Raw genomic sequence first — 17,865 nt, 5'->3', positions numbered from 1 at the left:
GCGGGGGGCGGCCCCCGGGTCAGCCCCGCAGATGGGCCAGGACCGCGAGGACCCTGCGGTGGGACTCCTGCGCCGGGGGCAGGTCGAGCTGGTTCTCGGCATCGCGCTGGTCTACACGGCCATCGCACTGGCCAACACCCTGCTGATGGCGACCTCCGACCGGGCCGGCGAACTGCGCCTGCTCCGCCTGGCGGGCGCCACCCGCTCCCAGGTGCTCACCATGACGACGGCCGAGTCCCTCCTGACGGTCGCGGTCGGCGCCCTGCTCGGCGCGGCCGTCACCGCGCTCAACCTGGCCGGCATGCGCGCCGCCCTGGCCGTCCTCGGCGTCGACTCGCCGATCGCGGTCCCCTGGCTCCCGATGGCGGCGGTGGCCGCCGTCTGCACGACCCTGGCCGTCCTCTGCACCCTCCTCCCGGCAGCCCACGCCCTGCGCCGTCCCACTACGGCGCTGACTCCCTGACGCGGAAATCCTCGATCTAGGGCTCGGCCCGTCCCGCCGATCGGTCCGGGCCCGGGGGGATGTTGTGGTTGAGGCGGAACAGATTGCCCGGGTCGTAGAGCCGCTTGACCGCCGCCAGACGGTCGTAGTTCTGCCGGTAGTTGACCCGGACCCGGTCCTGGCCCTGGTCGTCGTGGTCCATGAAGTTGACGTAGCCGCCCGCCAGGGAATGGGGTTCCAGCGCCGCGACGAACCGGCGTACCCAGTCCTTGTTCGCCTCGCACTCGGCACGCGTGGTGAGGGTCGGGCTGAGGGCGGTCGCGAAATCGGCGTCGCGGTAGGCGAACGCGGTCGCCTCCGGTGCCACCCGGTGGCAGGCGCCGTCGATCGGGAAGATCACGGTCGCGCTCTGGATGGAGGGGGTCGCGGCACCGTACTCGACGTACGCGTCGATGGCCCCGTCCGACAGTCCCTTGCTGAACGTGCCCTTCCAGTAGTGGAAGAGGCCCGCCGGCAGCAGTTCGTCGAAGAGGGTGTTGATCACGGGGTAGGGCATGCGCCCCACGTACTGGCCGACGACCGGGCCCAGGCGGTCGAGGCGGGCGCGCACCGCGTCGTCCTCGGCCTCGGGGCCGGTCCAGCAGGTGGCCACGCCGAACAGGGGCCGCCCGTGCCAGCGTTCCGGCAGGAACGGGACCGGCGGACCCAGCCCCACGACGCCCAGCAGGCCGAGCCGTTCCCCGGACTCGGCGACCAGGTCCCGGTAGCGGCGCAGGACCTCGCCGTCGAGCGGGTAGAACGTGGGCCCGCCCAGGATGTCGGCCACGGGGTGCAGCCGGTAGGAGAAGGAGGTGACGACGCCGAAGTTGCCTCCGCCGCCGCGCAGCGCCCAGAAGAGGTCCGCGTTCTGGTCCTCCGTACAGGTCAGGAAGGTTCCGTCGGCCGTGACGACATCGGCCGAGAGCAGGTTGTCGCAGGCCAGTCCGCAACGGCGGGCCAGGTGGCCGAGGCCGCCGCCGGTGGTGAGCCCGCCGATGCCGGTGCTCGACACCACTCCCCCTGTGGTGGCCAGGCCGAAGGCGTGCGTGGCGTGGTTGACATCGGCCCAGGTGCAGCCGCCCTCGGCCTGCGCGGTCCGGGTTTCGGGATCGACGCGGACCCCGCGCATCCGCGAGAGGTCCAGGACGACCCCGTCGTCGCAGGTGCCGTAGCCGGGGACGCTGTGGCCGCCGCCACGGACCGCCAGGAGCAGGCCCTGCTCGCGGGCGAGGTTCACGGTGGCGACGACGTCGCCGGCGTCGGCGGCCCGGACCACGGCCGCGGGCCTCCTGTCGTGCATCGCGTTGTACACCCGGCGCGCCTCGTCGTAGCCGGCGTCGTCGGGCTGGAGGATCTCTCCGTGCACGGCCCCGCGCAGCTCCCGTACGCGCGTTCCGTCCAAGGTGGGTGTGAAGGTCTTCATGGCTCCCACCGCCTTCCCTGCGTGCCTCATCCCTTTGTAGGCGGGGGCGAGGTGGCCCCTCATCGCCTGAAGGACCCATTGCGTCGCATGCCGGATGGGTCGAACGGCCCATCCGTCCTCCTGCCGGCCCGTCCGCCCTCCCCTCACAGCAGGCCGTGGGTGTACGCGTACGCCGTGGCGGCGGCCCGGGACGACACGTCGATCTTGGCGAAGATGTTGTTCACGTGGCGACCCACGGTGTGCTCGCTGATGGTGAGCTCGGCGGCGATGGCCCGGTTGCTCCGTCCCGCCGCGACCAGGCGCAGCACGTCGATCTCCCGGGCGGTGAGCTGCCCCGGAAGCCGGAGCAGAGCCGCCGCCCTGCGGGCGTCGGGCACCGCGCCCAGCCGCTCGAACGCCGCGTGGGCGGCCCGCAGCTCCAGCCGGGCGCTCTCCTCGTCGCCGGCCGCCCGCTCGGCGGCGGCCAGGGTCATGCGGACCTGCGCGACCTCGTACGGGACCCCGAGCTCCAGCCAGAGGTCGAGCGCGCGGTGGAGCAGCGGCAGCGCCCGCCGCGTTTCGCCCCGGGCGAAGGCGACCGCCCCGGCCGCGGCGGCCGCGGCCGCGTGCACCGGGGTGCGGTCGGACCGACGGCGCCGCCGCCAGTCGTCCGCGAGGCCCGTCAGCTCGTCCGCCGCCGACCGGGCCCGGTCGAGCCGTCCCAGGGCGAGGGAGATCTCGGCGTGCGCCGCGAGCAGCCGTACCCGGCCGAGGACGCCCTGCCCCTCCGGGCCCGATGCCAGGGCGACCTCCGCCGCTGCCTCCGCGGCTGCGGCCCTGCCCCGGGCCAGCAGGAGCAGCGCGCGGCCCGGCTGCGGATCGAGGCCGAGCCCGTGGGCCCGGGCATAGGAGGCCTCGGCGGCCTCGAACTCTCCGCGCCTGCGCTGGATCTCCCCCACCAGGTAAACCGCCCCCGCCGCGATCGGCGCGTCCTGCGGCAGCAGCTCCTCGCAGGTCCGGACGGCCTCGGCGGCGGCCCGCGCCCACCCGCCGCGCAGCTCCAACACTTCCACCCGGTGGACGCGGCACAGTCCCCGGAAGTTGTTCTCCTGCGGCATCGCGGCGCACCACTCCATGGCCGCGTCGGTCCATTCGGCGGCCCGCGCGAAGTCGGCGCAGGCCATGCACCTCATCAGGCCGAGGCAGTAGGTCCAGCCGGTGAAGAAGGCGCTGAGCTCACCCGCGGTGGCCGCGCAGATCGCCTCGTCGAGCAGTTCGAGCCCTTCGGCGACCCGGCCCTCGGCCACCAGTACGCCCGCCCTGACCACTCTGCTCAGGGCCAGCAGATCGGCGCTGCCGCAGCGCTCCGCGATCTCGGCCATCGCGCGCGCGTGGTCCGCCGCCGCCCCGAAGTCCCCGCGCGCCTGCGCTTCGTCGGCGTCGGCCCAGGCGATGTAGCACTGCTCGACGCACTCCGGCTCGCCGCCGAGCTGCTCCCGGGCCCGGCGCAGCCAGCCCGCGGCCGTGGCGGTACGCCCGGCCAGCCGGTGCTCGTAACACAGCATCCACGAGTGGTATCCGGCCCGCCGCGCATCGCCCCTGGCCGCGTAGCCCGCGTACGCCTTGGTCCGGGCGGTGACGGACTCATCGATGCGGCTGGTCCACCAGGCGGCGTCGGCGAGCGCGGCGTGGTCGTCGGCGTCCAGCCGGTCGTCGTCGAGGGCGTCCAGGGCCCGATAGGCGTCTGCCCAAGCCTTCCGGGAGACGGCCTCCCTGGCCCGGACGAGCGCGAAGCTGCTCGACTCACCCACGCGCGACTCCCTTCGCGCCCCTTCCACCAGCATAGGAGCGCCCTGGAGGACCGCGCCGGGCGACGCGGCGCCCCGGCACCGCGCGGCAGGTCGCCGAATAGCCTCCGACCGGGGTCGTCGGCCCTCCGGCCCGAGCTGCGGACCGCTACCGTGAAGCCATGACCGCACTGCCCGACTGGATGCGCCCGCCGCGCGCGGAAGGCTGGTTCGCGGAGGATTTGGACCGCCTCCCGGAAGCACCCCGCCACACCGAGCTGATCGACGGAGCCCTCGTCTTCATGATGTCGCCCCAAAGGTCCTGGCATGGCCGCCTCGTCACCGCCCTGACCACCACGCTCATGGCGCAGGCACCGGCCGGCTTCGAGGTCGAGCGCGAAATGACGATCCGCTTGGATGCCCGCAACCGCCCCGAGCCGGACCTTCTGCTGACAGACCTGCCCTATGACCCCGACCGCACCTGGTACGCCCCGGAAGACGTGAAACTCGTCGTGGAGGCCGTATCTCCCGAGTCCGCCCACCGCGATCGCACCGTAAAACTCCGCAAGTACGCCGAGGCCGGCATCCCGCACTACTGGTGTATCGAGGACGAGGACGGCGCTCCCGTCGTCCACGTCTACGAGCTCGACGAACCCACCGGCGCCTACGCGCCCGCCGGCATCTTCCGGGGCACCCTCCAGCGCCCGGTCCCCTTCGAGGTCAGCCTGGACCTCGACAAGCTCACGCCGCCCCGGAGCGGCTGAGAGTCGACACGGGCATGCGGAAGGGGTCGGACCCGCCAGGGTCCGACCCCTTCTTACCTGCGTGTGCCTATCCCACACGAGCGCAGTGATGGACCACCCCAGATCCCTCGCGACATGGCGCTGCGCATCCTGGCCAAGCCGACCGAGCTGGAGAGCGACCCACTCGGCTTCAACACCACTGCACTGGTGTCCCAGCCCGAACGTCGCCGCCTGCGCGTCGGCGGACTACCGCGTCGCCTACACGATCGACAACGGGCAGCTGGTGGTCTGGGTCGTGCATGTGGGACACCGGTCCACTGTTTACGAGACCTGACCGCCGCCGACCCCACGCCAGAGTTTCCAGCGCCCCTCCAGCGCGGTGACGACGAAGGGGCCGGACTCAACAGAGCCCGACCCCCTCTGACCTGCCTGTTGCCGCGTCAAGGACGTGGCGTTGTTTCATCCGCTCAGACGTTGAAGCGGAATGCCTGCCGCCCGATCCTGACCTGCGGCGGAGCCGCACGCACCGTCCTGACCAGGCAATTCCCCGTTGGCGTGCGCCGGGTCCCGATGGTCGCTTACGGGTGCCCTGCGGACTGGCTACGTGGTTCGACGGAGTCGAGGTGCCTGCGCAGTTCCGCGGCGATGCTCGTCGCCACCCTCGGCCGGCAGCGGCCACGGGTCCTGGTGGCCGTTCGCCACAGCGAGGCTGCTCGCGAACCAGACGAGGTGAGGTGCAGGCACGAACGAGTCCCGGAGCCACCGCGCAACGTGGGCTCGGGAATGTCTCCCTCAGAGCCCTCTCCAGGGACTCGGCCGTAGCGCGCCAGGCTCAGCACCGTGAAGCGTCGCGGTCTCCTCGCCCCGCTGGACCGCGCACCGGCGCCCTTCAGGCGGGCCGAACGGCTGATGATGATCAGATGCCCCAGCGCCATCCCAGCACGGAAACAGCAGGGGCCAACGGCTCACCTCGTCACCTGAATGCCCCTGCCGCGTTGCCCCCCATCCGCCCCGGTCATCGCATGGAGTGGGAACACGAGCCCGCGCGGGGCCACCGGAAGGCAGGAAAGGGCGCCATGTACGTTCGCAGCATCTATGCAACGGGTGATCCGGCCGAGCTCGACGGGGTCGCCGAGGCGCTCCGGACCGACGGGCGTGCGCTGCTGTCGGCGCAACCGGGCTTTCGCGGGATGGGGCTGTTCGCCGACCGCGAGCTCGGCAAGCTCCTGGTGGGATCGTGGTGGGAGGACGAGGCCTCCCGGCAGGCCAGCTACGAGAACCTGAGCAAGCGGCGGGCCGAGATGATGGCGCCCTTCGCGCAGACCATGACGGTCGACAACTGGGAAGCGGCGGTCGCCCGGCGCGCAGAGGAACTCGGGCCGGGCGCGGGGTTCCGACTGGTCCACATGGACGTCGAGCCGGCCGACATCGACCTGCTGGTGGACACGTTCCGCGACACCTCACTGCCCAAGGTCCAGAAGGTCCCCGGACTGGCCGGCATCTCCCTGCTCATTGATCGCGACCGGGGCAGAGCCGCTGTCGGCGCGCTCTACGCCGACCGCGACGCACTCGTGGCATCCCGTGGCGCCGTCGCGGCGGTCCGCGGAGAGGCCACGGCGAAGGCTCGCGCAACCACCCGCAGCCTCGAGGAATTCGAGGTGATCCTCGCCATGGCGGTACCCCACGCCTGACCCTGCCTCCGGTTCTGCGATCGCGAGCCAGCACGAAGTCAGCATGAGCATGCGGAAGGGGTCGAACTCGACGAGTCGGCCCCTTCCGCATGCACGTTTGACCAAACCAAACACACCTGCGAAAACGCGCTCCTCGGAGATCGTATCCGGCACCCATCCAGCACGGTGATGACGAAGGGGCCGGCTCCGGGAGGAGTCGCCCCCTTCTGACCTGCATGCTTGCGAAAATTAGTCCATCTGCCGGGGGCGTGGCGTCGTACGCGGGGGCCCCTGCGGGGGCCGCAGGGCCGCAGGGCCGCGGGGCCGCGGGATCTCTATCCCCGGAATTAGCCACCCAATCGGCGGCTCATCCCAACGAGTGCCTGCAACCCAGATGTGTACACATGGCACACTCGGTACCCTTGAGGCATGACTCAGCCGCTGCCCATAGAGTCCATCCGCGACGTACGCGCTCACTTGGCCGAAGTCGTCGAACGGGCCGACCGCGACGACATGCCTACTGTCATCACCCGTCGCGGCAAGCAGGTCGCCGCCGTGGTCTCGATCGAGGTGCTGCGCAAGTATCAAGAGTGGGAAGAGCGCGAGATCAACCGCATCATCGACGAGCGCATGGCGAGCCCGGCCGCCGGCGTCCCGATCGAGGACGTGATGAGGGAGACGCTGGCACGCAGTGAGTGACTACCGCACGGTGTTCCGGCCCGAGGCCCAGGCCGAGCTTCGCAAGATCCCGTGCGACATGGCACTTCGCATCCTGGCCAAACTGACAGAGCTGGAGAGCGACCCTTTCGGCTGCAACACCACCGCACTCGTATCCCAGCCTGAGCGCCGCCGCCTACGAGTCGGCGACTATCGCGTCGTCTACACCATCGACAACGGGGAACTAGTGGTGTGGGTCGTACACGTCGGACACCGTTCCACGGTCTACGACACGTAGCCGCTCCAGGTTCTGCGGACTGCTGCGGACAGCACAACGGCCTGACCTGCCTTCTCGCAGGTCAGGCCGTTATTCACGTCCAATCAGACGTTGAAGCGGAACTCGACCACGTCGCCGTCCTGCATGACGTAGTCCTTGCCCTCCATGCGCGCCTTGCCCTTCGAACGGGCCTCGGCGACCGAGCCGCAAGCGACCAGGTCCTCGAAGGAGATGACCTCGGCCTTGATGAAGCCGCGCTGGAAGTCGGTGTGGATCACGCCGGCGGCCTCGGGGGCGGTGGCGCCCTTCTTGATGGTCCAGGCGCGGGTTTCCTTCGGGCCGGCCGTCAGGTACGTCTGCAGGCCCAGGGTCGCGAAGCCGACGCGGCCGAGGGTGGCCATGCCGGGCTCCTCCTGGCCGACGGACTGGAGGAGTTCGAGGGCCTCGTCGTCGTCGAGCTCGATGAGCTCCGCCTCCAGCTTGGCGTTCAGGAAGATCGCCTCGGCCGGGGCCACCAGCGCGCTCTGCTCCGCCTTGAAGGCCTCGTCCGTCAGCTCGTCCTCGTCCACGTTGAAGACGTAGAGGAAGGGCTTGACCGTGAGGAGGTGGAGCTCGTGGAGGAGGTCGCCCTGCTCCGTGCCCTTGCTGATGCCCGCGGAGAAGAGGGTCGTCCCCTCTTCGAGGATCTTCTGGGCCTTCTCGACGGCCGCGAGGACGGCGACCTTCTCCTTCTGGAGACGGGACTCCTTGGTCAGGCGCGGCACCGCCTTCTCGATGGACTGGAGGTCCGCGAGGATCAGCTCGGTGTTGATCGTCTCGATGTCGTCCTTCGGCGAGACCTTGCCGTCGACGTGGACGACGTTCTCGTCCTTGAAGGCGCGGATGACCTGGCAGATCGCGTCCGACTCGCGGATGTTCGCGAGGAACTTGTTGCCGAGGCCCTCGCCCTCCGAGGCGCCGCGCACGATGCCCGCGATGTCGACGAAGTCGACGGTCGCCGGGAGGACCTTCTGCGAGCCGAAGATGCCGGCCAGGACGGCCAGGCGCGCGTCCGGTACGCCGACGACGCCGACGTTCGGCTCGATCGTGGCGAACGGGTAGTTGGCCGCCAGCACGTCGTTCTTGGTCAGGGCGTTGAACAGGGTCGACTTGCCGACATTCGGCAGGCCGACGATTCCGATCGTGAGCGACACGTTGGGACTTCCCGTAGCTGGAGGGGGCGGCGGCCCGGGAGTGGGCCGTCGGACAGTTTACTTTCCGATGAGGGGGCACGGATGTACGCGTGTCCGGGCACGCGATCGGCGGTGCCCCGCCTAGTTTTGGAGGGTGGAGCGATACGAGGCGCGTACGGCACGTCACCCGGCGGAGCGGACCGCCATGGCCTCGGCCGCCGCGCCGGCCCCCGGGCGGGCGCCGGTACGCCGCATGCCGCGGCCCCGGCTGACCGGACTCGGCGGCGGGCTCTTCGCGTGCGCCTCGATGTTCCTGGCCGGCGGTGTCGACTGGCTGCTCTTCGACGCCTCGCTCTTCGCCTACGGGCTGCTCTTCCTGCCCGTCGCGGCCGCCACCGCCCTGTGGGTGCGGCCCGCCGACCTGATCACCGCGCCGGTCACCGCCCCCATCGCCTTCGCCGCCGGGGTGTGGCCCGTGTCGGGCGGCTCCGGCGGCTTCGCGGGCGAGGTGATGGGGCTGGTGTCCGCGCTGTCCCTGCACGCCGGCTGGCTGTACGCCGGGACGCTCGTCGCCGCCCTGATCGTGATCGTGCGCAAGGCCGTCCTCATCGGCAGGCGGCGCGTCCCCCGCCGCGCCGCCTGAGGCGTCGCCGGCGCCGTGTGAGGGCACCGGGCAGGGCCACCGCTACGGCGACGCCGTCCGCGCGGCCATCGCCGCTCCCACGATCCCCGCGTTGTTGCGCAGCTCCGCCGGTACGATCCGTGCCCGGACGCCCTCGATGAGCGGCAGGAACTTCTCCGGCTTGCGGCTCACGCCGCCGCCGATGATGAACAGGTCCGGCGAGAACAGCATCTCCACGTGTGCCAGGTACTTCCCCACCCGGTGCGCCCAGTGCTCCCAGGTCAGGTCCTCGTCCTCCTTCGCCTTCACCGAGGCCCGCGTCTCCGCGTCGTGGCCCTTGAGCTCCAGGTGGCCCAGTTCCGTGTTGGCCACGAGCTGCCCGTCCGTGAAGAGGGCGCTGCCGATCCCGGTGCCCAGCGTGAGCAGGATGACGGTGCCGCCCACCCCGCGCCCCGCCCCGTAGGTCATCTCCGCGACGCCCGCCGCGTCCGCGTCGTTGAGGACCGTGACGGGCCGGCCGCCGAGCCGGGACGAGATCAGCGCCGCCGTGTCGACGCCGATCCAGGCCTTGTCCATGTTGGCCGCCGACCGGGTCACCCCGCCCGTGACCACCCCGGGGAAGGTCACCCCCAGCGGGCCGTCCCAGTCGAAGTGGCGGACCACCTCGACGACGCAGCCGGCCACCCCGTCGGGGGTGGCCGGCTGCGGTGTCAGTACTTTGTGGCGCTCCTGCGCCAGGTCGCCACGGTCCAGGTCCACGGGAGCGCCCTTGATCCCGGAACCGCCGATGTCCACGCCGAAGATCTGCATGCACACACCGTACGAAACGACACGGCGGCCCGCCTCGCCCCGAACGGGCCTACTTGCGCGCGGCGAGCTCCGCGGCCTCCGCGCGCAGGTCGCGGCGCAGCTCCTTGGGCAGCGAGAAGACGATCGACTCCTCGGCCGTCTTGACCAGTTCCACGTCCGCGTAACCGCGCTCGGCGAGCCACTCCAGCACCTGCTCGACGAGGACCTCCGGCACCGAGGCGCCCGAGGTCAGGCCGACGGTGGTGACGCCTTCGAGCCAGGCCTCGTCGATCTCGGTCGCGAAGTCCACGAGGTGCGCGGCCCGCGCGCCCGCGTCGAGGGCGACCTCGACGAGCCGGATGGAGTTCGAGGAGTTTTTGGAGCCGACGACGATGACCAGGTCGGAATCCGCGCCCATCACCTTGACCGCCTCCTGGCGGTTCGAGGTGGCGTAGCAGATGTCGTCGCTGGGCGGCGAGAGGAGCAGCGGGAACTTGGTCTTCAGCGCGTCGACCGTCTCCATCGTCTCGTCGACCGAGAGCGTGGTCTGCGACAGCCAGACGACCTTCGACTCGTCCCTGACCTGCACGTTCGCCACGTCCTGGGGGCCGTCCACGATGGTGATGTGGTCCGGCGCCTCGCCGGAGGTGCCGATGACCTCCTCGTGGCCCTCGTGGCCGATGAGGAGGATGTCGAAGTCCTCGTTCGCGTAGCGGATGGCTTCCTTGTGCACCTTGGTGACGAGCGGGCAGGTCGCGTCGATCGTCGCGAGCTTGCCGCGCGCCGCCTCCTCGTGCACCACGGGGGCCACGCCGTGCGCGGAGAACATCACGATGGAGCCCTCGGGGACCTCCTCCGTCCGCTCGACGAAGATGGCGCCCTTCTTCTCCAGGGTCTTGACGACGTACTTGTTGTGCACGATCTCGTGACGGACGTAGACCGGCGCACCGTACTGCTCGAGGGCCTTCTCGACGGCGATCACGGCTCGGTCCACGCCCGCGCAGTAGCCGCGCGGGGCGGCGAGCAGGACGCGGCGGGATGCGGGAGCGGGGGCGGCAGCAGTCATGCGCTCCATCGTACGGGGGTCTCCAGGAGGCCGGACGTCGCCCGCCCGGCACAGACTGGGCCGAACGTCCGTACCGGCCTTACCCCGGAGGAACGATGGTGTCCGCGATGGATTCCAGTACGCCGCCCGGCCCGCCGGGCACGCCGTCGGCTCCCGGCACCGGACTGCGGCGGAGCCTCGGATTCCGGGACCTCGTCGTCTACGGGCTGCTCTTCATCGCCCCCATGGCCCCGGTCGGCGTCTTCGGGACCCTCGACGCCAAGTCGCACGGCGCCGTCGCCCTCGTCTACCTCGTCGCGACGGTGGCGATGGCCTTCACGGCCTTCTCGTACGCGCAGATGGTGCGCGTCGCCCCGCAGGCGGGCTCCGTCTTCACCTACGCCCGCAAGGGCCTGGGCGAGGGTCCCGGCCTGATCGCCGGCTGGATGGCGATGCTCGACTACCTGCTGATCCCGGCGGTCGCCTACCTCTTCTCCGGGATCGCCATGAACGCCCTGGTCCCCGAGGTCTCCCGATGGGTGTGGACGGCCCTGGCCGTGGTCGTGACCACCCTGCTCAACCTGTGGGGCGTACGGGCCGCCGCGCGGGTGGGCTTCGCGGTGCTGGCCATGGAGATCGTGGTCCTGCTGGTCTTCCTGGTCGCGGCGGTGACGGTACTGGTCCGCGACGGGGCGCGGCGCGGCTGGCTCTCGCCGCTCACCGGAGACGGATCGCTCGGCTTCTCGACGGCCGCCGTGCTCGGCGCGGTCTCGGTCGCGGTCCTGTCCTACCTGGGCTTCGACGCCATCGCCTCCTTCGCCGAGGAGGTCACGGGCGGGAGCGCGAAGGTGGCCAGGGCGGTGCTGTTCTGCCTGGCGCTGACCGGGGTGCTGTTCCTCGCCCAGACCTATTTGGCGGCCCTGCTCACACCGGTCTCGTCGGCGGAGCTGGCCGCCGATCCGGCGGCGCAGGGGCCGGCCTTCTACAACACGGTGGAAGCCTCCGTTGGCCACTGGCTGCACGACCTGGTCGCCGTCAGCAAGGCGATCGGTGCCGCCTTCGCGGCGCTGGCCGGGCAGGCGGCCGCCGGCCGGCTGCTCTTCGCGATGGCCCGTGAGGGGCGCTTGCCGCGCGCCCTCGCCCGGACCTCGCACGGCACGCCGCGCCCGGCCCTGCTCGTGGCGGCGACGGTCACGCTGGTCGCCGCGGTGTGGGCGGCCCGCCGCGACGACGGCCTGGACCATCTCGTCTCGGTGGTCGACATCGGGGCGCTGACGGCGTTCACGCTGCTGCACGCCTCGGTGGTCGGCTGGTTCGTGGTCAAGCGGCGCGAGGGCCCTCCGAACTGGATCAAGCACCTGGTGGTGCCGGTTCTCGGCGCCGCCGTGACGATCGCGGTGATCGTCGAGGCCTCGTGGACGGCGCAGGTCGTGGGCGCGGTGTGGCTGGCGGTGGGCCTGGGGGTACTGGTGGCCCAGCGCGGGCGACGCGCGGGCGCTCGGGGGTCCGGGCCCGCCGCCGGTGTCGGCGGCGGCGGCTAGCCTGCGTGCATGGGTCTGAATACGTCGGCTGACGCGCCGCTGCCGGTCGGCCGGGTGTCCCGGCTCATCGGGGGCTGGATCGACAAGCTCGGCCAGGTGTGGGTGGAAGGTCAGATCACGCAGCTCTCGCGGCGGCCGGGAGCGGGGGTGGTCTTCCTGACGCTGCGCGATCCCTCGCACGACATCTCCCTGAGCGTGACCTGCTTCCGCCAGGTCTTCGACGAGGTCGCGGACTCCGTGACGGAGGGCTCGCGCGTCGTCGTGCTCGCCAAGCCGGAGTGGTACGCCCCGCGGGGGCAGTTGTCCTTGCGGGCGACCGAGATACGGCCCGTCGGCATCGGCGAGCTCCTCGCCCGGCTGGAGAAGCTCAAGCGCTCGCTCGCCTCCGAGGGGCTCTTCGCGCTGGACCGCAAGAAGCCGCTGCCGTTCCTGCCGCAGCTGATCGGGCTGGTGGTGGGGCGGGCATCGGCGGCCGAGCGCGACGTGCTGGAGAACGCGCGGCGCAGGTGGCCGGCGGTTCGCTTCGAGGTGCGCAACGTCGCCGTCCAGGGCGTGCACGCGGTGCCCCAGGTCGTCCGGGCGGTCAAGGAGCTCGACGCGCTGCCCGGGGTCGATGTGATCATCGTGGCGCGCGGCGGCGGCAGCGTGGAGGACCTGCTGCCCTTCTCCGACGAGGAGGTCGTACGGACCGTGGCGGCGGCCCGCACCCCGGTGGTCTCGGCGATCGGGCACGAGCCGGACTCCCCGCTGCTGGACCTGGTCGCGGACCTGCGGGCCTCCACGCCCACGGACGCGGCGAAGAAGGTGGTCCCGGACGTCGGCGAGGAGCTGGAGCGGGTGCGCCAGTTGCAGGGCCGTGGGCTGCGCGCCGTGCGGGCGCTGCTCGACCGGGAGGAGCGGGGCCTCGCGCACGCCCTCGCGCGGCCGGTCTTCGTCCACCCCCAGCGGATGGTGGAGACCCGGGAGGCCGAGGTGGAGGCGCTGCTGGCCCGCGGCCGCAGGACGCTGGGGCACCTGCTGGACCGGGCCGATTCGGAGCTGGCGCACACGCTCGCCCGGGTGGTGGCGCTGTCCCCGGCGGCCACGCTGGAGCGCGGGTACGCGGTGCTGCAGCGGGCCGACGGGCACGTGGTGCGCTCCGCGCGGGAGGTGTCGGCGGGAGACGTGCTGCGGGCGCGGGTGGCGGAGGGCGAGTTCTCGGTGCGGGTCGCTCAGGAGCCCGCGGGCGCCGCGCAGGAGGCGGAGCCGGTAGCGCAGGAGCCGGTGCGGGCCGCCGAGGACCCCGTCTAGGTCGTAGCGGCACGGCGGCGCACCGCCGCGACAGGAATCGTTGTCTTTACACAGGTGAGGTGGGAGCGGGAATGTCCGGGACCGATACGGCGCTGGGGTACGAGCAGGCGCGCGACGAACTGATCGAGGTCGTCCGCAAGCTGGAGGCCGGCGGCACGTCGCTGGAGGACTCCCTCGCGCTCTGGGAGCGGGGTGAGGAGCTCGCGAAGGTGTGCGGGCACTGGCTGGAGGGTGCCCGCGCGCGCCTGGACTCGGCGATCGCGGCGCGCGGGGCCGGGGAGGACGGGTCCGGGGGCGGCGGGGAGGGCGGCGCCGAGTGACCTGGGTCACCACCCCGAGATTTAGTTGAACTTTCACCTATCTGGTCGTAGAGTCGAGTCATCGCTTCAGTCCCGTACAGAAGAAGGCTTTCCGATGTCTCTCGTTCTCGACGCCGCTGCTCAGGACCTCCTCTTCCGTGATGCGCGTACCGCCAACACGTTCTCCGACGAGCCGGTGACCGAGGAGCAGATCCAGGCGATCTACGACCTGGTGAAGTTCGGCCCGACCGCCTTCAACCAGACGCCGCTGCGCATCACCCTGGTCCGCTCCCCCGAGGCCCGCGAGCGCCTGGTGAAGCACATGGCCGAGGGCAACCAGGCCAAGACCGCCGCCGCCCCGCTGGTCGCGATCCTGTCCGCGGACAACGAGTTCCACGAGGAGCTCCCGCAGCTGCTCCCGCACTTCCCGCAGGCCAAGGACGCCTTCTTCTCCGAGCGCCCGGTCCGCGAGCAGTCCGCGCTGGTCAACGCCTCCCTGCAGGCCGCCTACTTCATCGTGGGCGTCCGCGCCGCCGGCCTGGCCGCCGGACCGATGACCGGTCTGGACTTCGCCGGCCTCCAGAAGGAGTTCCTGGACGGCGACCACACCCCGCTGATGGTCGTCAACATCGGCAAGCCGGGCGAGGACGCCTGGTTCGCGCGCTCCCCGCGCCTGGAGTTCGACCAGGTCGTCACCACCGTCTGAGGTCCGCCTCGGCGGTTCGACAGCGCATGAAAAGGCCGCGCGCCCCGATTTGCCGGGGCGCGCGGCCTTTTCACGTCATCGTGTCGCGCGCTCGCGTCGCGCACTCGCGCCGCCGCACGCGTCACGCGCACGCGGCCCCTACTGCTGCGCGCCCTGCTTGAACTCCAGCGCCGCGGCCATCGCCCCGAGCTCCTCGAAGGACGCCGTCCCGGTCACCACCGTGACGTGACCCTGCTCCTGCCGCACGAGGGCGTCGTACTTCTCGCCGTCCCAGCGCTCCCAGGCCTGCTCCCCGACCTGCTGCGTCTGCCCGGTGGCCTTCGCCTTCCGGGTGACCCTGCCGATGTAGGAGTCGGTGGCGTCCGAGGACTGCTCGACCGCCACGTACTGGTTCTTCGGGTCCAGGAAGCCCAGGTGCCAGCCGTGGGCGTTCTTCCGCTCGAAGGAGACCGAGGTCGCCCGCCACTGGTCCGGCAGCCCGACCGGGGCGGCCAGCGGATACGGGGCCGCGCGCCGGGCCGTGAGCGTTTCGACGCGGTAGTCGACCACTCTCGTCGGGTCGGCATTCTCGTCATGTGGGATGAAGATGTAGATCCCGCCCACGATGATTCCGAGCACCGCCAGCGATAGGACCATGTCCCGGACCGTCTGCTTGCCTCTCATACCTGCCACGGGACCATCGTCCCGCATCGCCCGCGGCGGTCGTCGCCGGGGTCGGCGTGGCGTGCGCCACCACCCGCAAGATGTCCGCTCAGGACAAACAGCTGACCGATATGCCGCTCATACGTGACCCGGTCTGCTCAATTTGTCGACGTACCGATAGAGTCGAGGGACCCTCACTCCCGGCCGTCGCCGTACAGAAAGGTGCGCTCCGATGACCGAGCACAACCTGCCGCCCCAGCTCGAAGTCTCTCCGGAGGCCCCCGACCGCAACCTCGCCCTGGAACTCGTCCGGGTCACCGAGGCCGCCGCCATGGCCGCGGGCCGGTGGGTCGGGCGCGGCGACAAGCTCGGCGCCGACGGCGCCGCGGTCAACGCGATGCGGACCCTGATCTCCACCGTCTCGATGAACGGCGTCGTCGTCATCGGCGAGGGCGAGAAGGACGAAGCCCCGATGCTCTTCAACGGCGAGCGGGTCGGCGACGGCACCGGTGCCGAGGTCGACATCGCCGTGGACCCGATCGACGGCACCACCCTGAACGCCAAGGGCATGCCGAACGCCATCGCCGTCCTGGCCGCCGCCGACCGCGGCACCATGTTCGACCCGTCCGCGGTCTTCTACATGGAGAAGCTGGTCACCGGTCCCGAGGCCGCCGACTTCGTCGACATCAACGCCCCGGTCTCCGTGAACATCCGCCGCGTCGCCAAGGCCAAGAACATGGCCGTGGAAGACGTCACCGTGATCATCCTCGACCGCCCCCGCCACGAGGGCATCGTCAAGGAGATCCGCGAGACCGGCGCCCGCATCCGGTTCATCTCCGACGGCGACGTCGCCGGCTCGGTCATGGCCGTGCGCGAGGGCACGGGCGTGGACCTGCTCCTGGGCATCGGCGGCACCCCCGAGGGCATCATCTCGGCGTGCGCCATCAAGTGCCTCGGCGGCACCATCCAGGGCAAGCTGTGGCCGAAGGACGACGCCGAGCGTCAGAAGGCGATCGACGCGGGCCACGACCTGGACCGGGTTCTCCACACCAACGACCTGGTCTCCGGCGACAACGTCTTCTTCGTCGCCACCGGCATCACGGACGGCGAGCTGCTGCGCGGCGTCCACTACCGCTCGGAGACCGCGACGACCTCCTCGCTGGTCATGCGCTCGAAGTCGGGCACGATCCGGCAGATCGACTCGACGCACCGGCTCTCGAAGCTCCGCGCGTACAGCGCGATCGACTTCGACCGCGCCCAGTAGGCCCAGGCCACATGGAAAGAGGGGCGTTCCCGCGTGCGGCGGGAACGCCCCTTCCGTGTGTCCGGGACAGGGAGCGGGCCTACGAGGCTTCGCGCAGCTCGACCGCCCTGCGCCGGCGCCGGGCCAGCACCACGCGGCGCTCGGCGGCCGTGAGGCCGCCCCAGACGCCGTAGGGCTCCGGCTGGAGCAGCGCGTGCTCCCGGCAGGCGACCATGACGGGGCAGCGGGCGCAGACGCGCTTGGCGGCCTCCTCACGGGACAACCGGGCGGCGGTCGGCTCCTTGGAGGGGGCGAAGAACAGCCCGGCCTCGTCGCGTCGGCACGCCGCGTCCGCGTGCCATGGACCGTCCTCTTCCCTGGCCGGCACCCGCGGCTTCGGCACGGCCGCCGCCGGGCGCCCCTGAAGACTCTGGACGGCGGCTACCTGCAGGGACTGGCGCGGCGGATGCGGCACGGTCTACTCCTGACGACGTATACGCGAGCGAGAGACGATGCACCTGTCCCTACCCGCTGTGCGCGCCCCTATGCACCGAGTGCCGCCGATCCGGACGGTTCGACCGAAAGGCGATGCCGCCCCGCACACCCTCGCGCCGTCGCACCCCGAGCGGCGTCCCGTCGGCGCGGCGGCCGGTCGCGTGCGCGTCGGCGTGCTCGGCCGCAGCCTCGGCTTCGGCCTCAGCCTCCGAGGCGCTCGTGCGGCCCCCGGGCCAGGTCCACCAGGCGGGCGCCGGACTTCCGCCTGGCCTCGATGTTGCCGAGCAGCGCGAAACCTCGGACGATCACGACCGGTGCGTGCGGATCGCTCTCCCCGCGCCCTTCGCCGTGCACCTCGACGTTGCCGAGGACCCCGCTGCCGTAGCCGCGCAGCGTGACGTTCTCCGGGACCAGGATCTCCACGTTGCCCAGCACGCACGTCACGTTGATCTCCGTGACCTGCTGCTCGAAGACGGCCTGCGTGAGGTCGATGGTGATGTCGCCCATAACGGACACCGCGCGGGTGTTCGCGCCCGGGCGCCAGCGCCCCTTGCGGGAGGAGCTGCTGCACACGGCGACGACGCTCTCGCCCGGCGCGCCCGCCGGTGCGCCCGGGGCGGCCCCGGCGGCGTACGCGGGCTCCTGCCGCGGGGCGCCGCCGGGCGCGGGCAGGTCCCGTACGAGCACGTCCAGCTCGCCGACCGTCTTGAGGGCGTACAGCGAGTCGAGGCGCTCGGAGTGCTCCTGCGCGGTCAGCCGGCCCTCGGCGACGGCGTCGGCGAGGATCTGCGCGATCCGGTCCCGGTCGGCGTCGGAGGCGCGCAGCTCGGCGGCTGGGGCGGGGGCGGAGGGGTGCTTTTCCAGGTCCACGCCACCCAGCATAGCGAGACACGATAGATCGCGATACTGCCCAGTGAGCCTTACCTCACAACCAAACGCCCCGGCGGAGGTCCTACGCTGGTTACCGCGCTGCCAATTGGTCGCCAGCGCCGTCTGCCGAGTGA

19 protein-coding genes and 1 pseudogene are annotated in these 17,865 nt (G+C 71.5%); 12 read left to right on the top strand and 8 right to left on the bottom strand.

Annotated elements, in window-relative coordinates:
- Positions 1-58: 58 nt before the first annotated feature.
- Positions 59-463: an FtsX-like permease family protein gene (locus tag ACFWBY_RS09935; RefSeq protein ID WP_385340114.1), complete on the top strand. Its 405-nt coding sequence runs from the start codon at positions 59-61 to the stop codon at positions 461-463.
- 16 nt (positions 464-479) lie between these two features.
- On the opposite strand, the gene ACFWBY_RS09930 is transcribed toward ACFWBY_RS09935, so the two are convergent.
- Together ACFWBY_RS09930 and ACFWBY_RS09925 are read right to left on the bottom strand one after the other, a co-directional pair.
- The gene (locus ACFWBY_RS09930; protein ID WP_385340116.1) at positions 480-1,904 is read right to left on the bottom strand and encodes an FAD-binding oxidoreductase; all 1,425 of its coding nucleotides are present in this window, start codon (positions 1,902-1,904) and stop codon (positions 480-482) included.
- A gap of 143 nt (positions 1,905-2,047) precedes the next feature.
- Positions 2,048-3,694 (bottom strand): LuxR C-terminal-related transcriptional regulator, encoded by a 1,647-nt coding sequence (locus ACFWBY_RS09925; protein WP_385340117.1) that lies wholly within the window; start codon positions 3,692-3,694, stop codon positions 2,048-2,050.
- A gap of 158 nt (positions 3,695-3,852) precedes the next feature.
- On the opposite strand from ACFWBY_RS09925, the gene ACFWBY_RS09920 reads away from it, so the two are divergent.
- The 5 genes and pseudogenes from ACFWBY_RS09920 to ACFWBY_RS09900 all read left to right on the top strand — a co-directional run bounded on the left by ACFWBY_RS09920 (position 3,853) and on the right by ACFWBY_RS09900 (position 7,038).
- Positions 3,853-4,434, top strand: a complete 582-nt coding sequence (locus ACFWBY_RS09920; protein WP_385340119.1) for a Uma2 family endonuclease — start codon at positions 3,853-3,855, stop codon at positions 4,432-4,434.
- Positions 4,435-4,491: 57 nt separating this feature from the next.
- A pseudogene (locus tag ACFWBY_RS09915) lies at positions 4,492-4,747 on the top strand (type II toxin-antitoxin system RelE/ParE family toxin).
- A gap of 742 nt (positions 4,748-5,489) precedes the next feature.
- Positions 5,490-6,104: an antibiotic biosynthesis monooxygenase gene (locus tag ACFWBY_RS09910; RefSeq protein WP_385340121.1), complete on the top strand. Its 615-nt coding sequence runs from the start codon at positions 5,490-5,492 to the stop codon at positions 6,102-6,104.
- A 408-nt stretch (positions 6,105-6,512) separates the two neighbouring features.
- On the top strand, positions 6,513-6,782 hold the full coding sequence (locus ACFWBY_RS09905; protein WP_072483971.1) for a type II toxin-antitoxin system Phd/YefM family antitoxin: 270 nt from the start codon (positions 6,513-6,515) through the stop codon (positions 6,780-6,782).
- The gene (locus ACFWBY_RS09900) at positions 6,775-7,038 is read left to right on the top strand and encodes a type II toxin-antitoxin system RelE/ParE family toxin (protein WP_385340123.1); all 264 of its coding nucleotides are present in this window, start codon (positions 6,775-6,777) and stop codon (positions 7,036-7,038) included. The genes ACFWBY_RS09905 and ACFWBY_RS09900 overlap by 8 nt, the downstream gene beginning before the upstream one ends.
- Before the next feature lie 83 nt (positions 7,039-7,121).
- Here ACFWBY_RS09900 and ychF read toward each other — a convergent pair whose 3' ends face one another.
- A complete protein-coding gene (gene ychF / locus ACFWBY_RS09895) occupies positions 7,122-8,210 on the bottom strand; it encodes a redox-regulated ATPase YchF (protein ID WP_385340125.1) in 1,089 nt (362 codons plus the stop codon).
- A gap of 133 nt (positions 8,211-8,343) precedes the next feature.
- Here ychF and ACFWBY_RS09890 point away from each other — a divergent pair, with 133 nt between their 5' ends.
- Positions 8,344-8,832 (top strand): DUF6542 domain-containing protein, encoded by a 489-nt coding sequence (locus ACFWBY_RS09890; RefSeq protein ID WP_385340127.1) that lies wholly within the window; start codon positions 8,344-8,346, stop codon positions 8,830-8,832.
- A gap of 42 nt (positions 8,833-8,874) precedes the next feature.
- Here the strand turns inward: ACFWBY_RS09890 and ppgK are convergent, their stop codons facing one another.
- On the bottom strand, positions 8,875-9,621 hold the full coding sequence (ppgK, locus tag ACFWBY_RS09885) for a polyphosphate--glucose phosphotransferase (RefSeq protein WP_385340129.1): 747 nt from the start codon (positions 9,619-9,621) through the stop codon (positions 8,875-8,877).
- A 49-nt stretch (positions 9,622-9,670) separates the two neighbouring features.
- The gene (locus ACFWBY_RS09880) at positions 9,671-10,675 is read right to left on the bottom strand and encodes a 4-hydroxy-3-methylbut-2-enyl diphosphate reductase (protein WP_385340130.1); all 1,005 of its coding nucleotides are present in this window, start codon (positions 10,673-10,675) and stop codon (positions 9,671-9,673) included.
- Between the two features lie 98 nt (positions 10,676-10,773).
- Here ACFWBY_RS09880 and ACFWBY_RS09875 point away from each other — a divergent pair, with 98 nt between their 5' ends.
- The 4 genes from ACFWBY_RS09875 to ACFWBY_RS09860 all read left to right on the top strand — a co-directional run bounded on the left by ACFWBY_RS09875 (position 10,774) and on the right by ACFWBY_RS09860 (position 14,481).
- Complete coding sequence (locus ACFWBY_RS09875) at positions 10,774-12,186, top strand: APC family permease (protein WP_385340132.1); 1,413 nt, start codon at positions 10,774-10,776, stop codon at positions 12,184-12,186.
- A gap of 9 nt (positions 12,187-12,195) precedes the next feature.
- Positions 12,196-13,476, top strand: coding sequence for an exodeoxyribonuclease VII large subunit (gene xseA / locus ACFWBY_RS09870; RefSeq protein ID WP_385340133.1), 1,281 nt, complete (start codon positions 12,196-12,198; stop codon positions 13,474-13,476).
- 71 nt (positions 13,477-13,547) lie between these two features.
- Entirely contained in the window at positions 13,548-13,796 is a 249-nt protein-coding gene (locus ACFWBY_RS09865) for an exodeoxyribonuclease VII small subunit (RefSeq protein WP_385340135.1), read from the top strand.
- A gap of 94 nt (positions 13,797-13,890) precedes the next feature.
- Positions 13,891-14,481, top strand: coding sequence for a malonic semialdehyde reductase (locus tag ACFWBY_RS09860; protein ID WP_385340136.1), 591 nt, complete (start codon positions 13,891-13,893; stop codon positions 14,479-14,481).
- Between the two features lie 138 nt (positions 14,482-14,619).
- Here ACFWBY_RS09860 and ACFWBY_RS09855 read toward each other — a convergent pair whose 3' ends face one another.
- On the bottom strand, positions 14,620-15,144 hold the full coding sequence (locus tag ACFWBY_RS09855; protein WP_385341992.1) for a DUF4245 domain-containing protein: 525 nt from the start codon (positions 15,142-15,144) through the stop codon (positions 14,620-14,622).
- Between the two features lie 211 nt (positions 15,145-15,355).
- Here ACFWBY_RS09855 and glpX point away from each other — a divergent pair, with 211 nt between their 5' ends.
- Entirely contained in the window at positions 15,356-16,387 is a 1,032-nt protein-coding gene (gene glpX, locus ACFWBY_RS09850) for a class II fructose-bisphosphatase (RefSeq protein ID WP_385341987.1), read from the top strand.
- A 79-nt stretch (positions 16,388-16,466) separates the two neighbouring features.
- On the opposite strand, the gene ACFWBY_RS09845 is transcribed toward glpX, so the two are convergent.
- Together ACFWBY_RS09845 and ACFWBY_RS09840 are read right to left on the bottom strand one after the other, a co-directional pair.
- Positions 16,467-16,841 (bottom strand): WhiB family transcriptional regulator, encoded by a 375-nt coding sequence (locus tag ACFWBY_RS09845; RefSeq protein WP_385341985.1) that lies wholly within the window; start codon positions 16,839-16,841, stop codon positions 16,467-16,469.
- Positions 16,842-17,062: 221 nt separating this feature from the next.
- Positions 17,063-17,731: a DUF1707 domain-containing protein gene (locus ACFWBY_RS09840; protein ID WP_385341983.1), complete on the bottom strand. Its 669-nt coding sequence runs from the start codon at positions 17,729-17,731 to the stop codon at positions 17,063-17,065.
- Positions 17,732-17,865: the final 134 nt, after the last annotated feature.

The sequence above is a fragment of the Streptomyces sp. NPDC060049 genome (assembly GCF_042736715.1).
Taxonomy (GTDB): domain Bacteria; phylum Actinomycetota; class Actinomycetes; order Streptomycetales; family Streptomycetaceae; genus Streptomyces.
The sequence above is the reverse complement of the archived record's forward strand: the minus strand, read 5'-3'. Positions and strand labels throughout refer to the sequence as shown.

Excerpts from the sequence above, each read along its gene's own strand:
- ppgK (WP_385340129.1), bottom strand. The coding sequence starts at position 9,621 with ATGCAGATCTTCGGCGTGGACATCGGCGGTTCCGGGATCAAGGGCGCT.
- ACFWBY_RS09920 (WP_385340119.1), top strand. The coding sequence starts at position 3,853 with ATGACCGCACTGCCCGACTGGATGCGCCCGCCGCGCGCGGAAGGCTGG.
- ACFWBY_RS09875 (WP_385340132.1), top strand. The coding sequence starts at position 10,774 with ATGGATTCCAGTACGCCGCCCGGCCCGCCGGGCACGCCGTCGGCTCCC.
- ACFWBY_RS09880 (WP_385340130.1), bottom strand. The coding sequence starts at position 10,675 with ATGGAGCGCATGACTGCTGCCGCCCCCGCTCCCGCATCCCGCCGCGTC.
- xseA (WP_385340133.1), top strand. The coding sequence starts at position 12,196 with ATGGGTCTGAATACGTCGGCTGACGCGCCGCTGCCGGTCGGCCGGGTG.
- ACFWBY_RS09930 (WP_385340116.1), bottom strand. The coding sequence starts at position 1,904 with ATGAAGACCTTCACACCCACCTTGGACGGAACGCGCGTACGGGAGCTG.
- ACFWBY_RS09865 (WP_385340135.1), top strand. The coding sequence starts at position 13,548 with ATGTCCGGGACCGATACGGCGCTGGGGTACGAGCAGGCGCGCGACGAA.
- ACFWBY_RS09860 (WP_385340136.1), top strand. The coding sequence starts at position 13,891 with ATGTCTCTCGTTCTCGACGCCGCTGCTCAGGACCTCCTCTTCCGTGAT.
- ACFWBY_RS09905 (WP_072483971.1), top strand. The coding sequence starts at position 6,513 with ATGACTCAGCCGCTGCCCATAGAGTCCATCCGCGACGTACGCGCTCAC.
- ACFWBY_RS09910 (WP_385340121.1), top strand. The coding sequence starts at position 5,490 with ATGTACGTTCGCAGCATCTATGCAACGGGTGATCCGGCCGAGCTCGAC.
- ACFWBY_RS09855 (WP_385341992.1), bottom strand. The coding sequence starts at position 15,144 with ATGAGAGGCAAGCAGACGGTCCGGGACATGGTCCTATCGCTGGCGGTG.
- glpX (WP_385341987.1), top strand. The coding sequence starts at position 15,356 with ATGACCGAGCACAACCTGCCGCCCCAGCTCGAAGTCTCTCCGGAGGCC.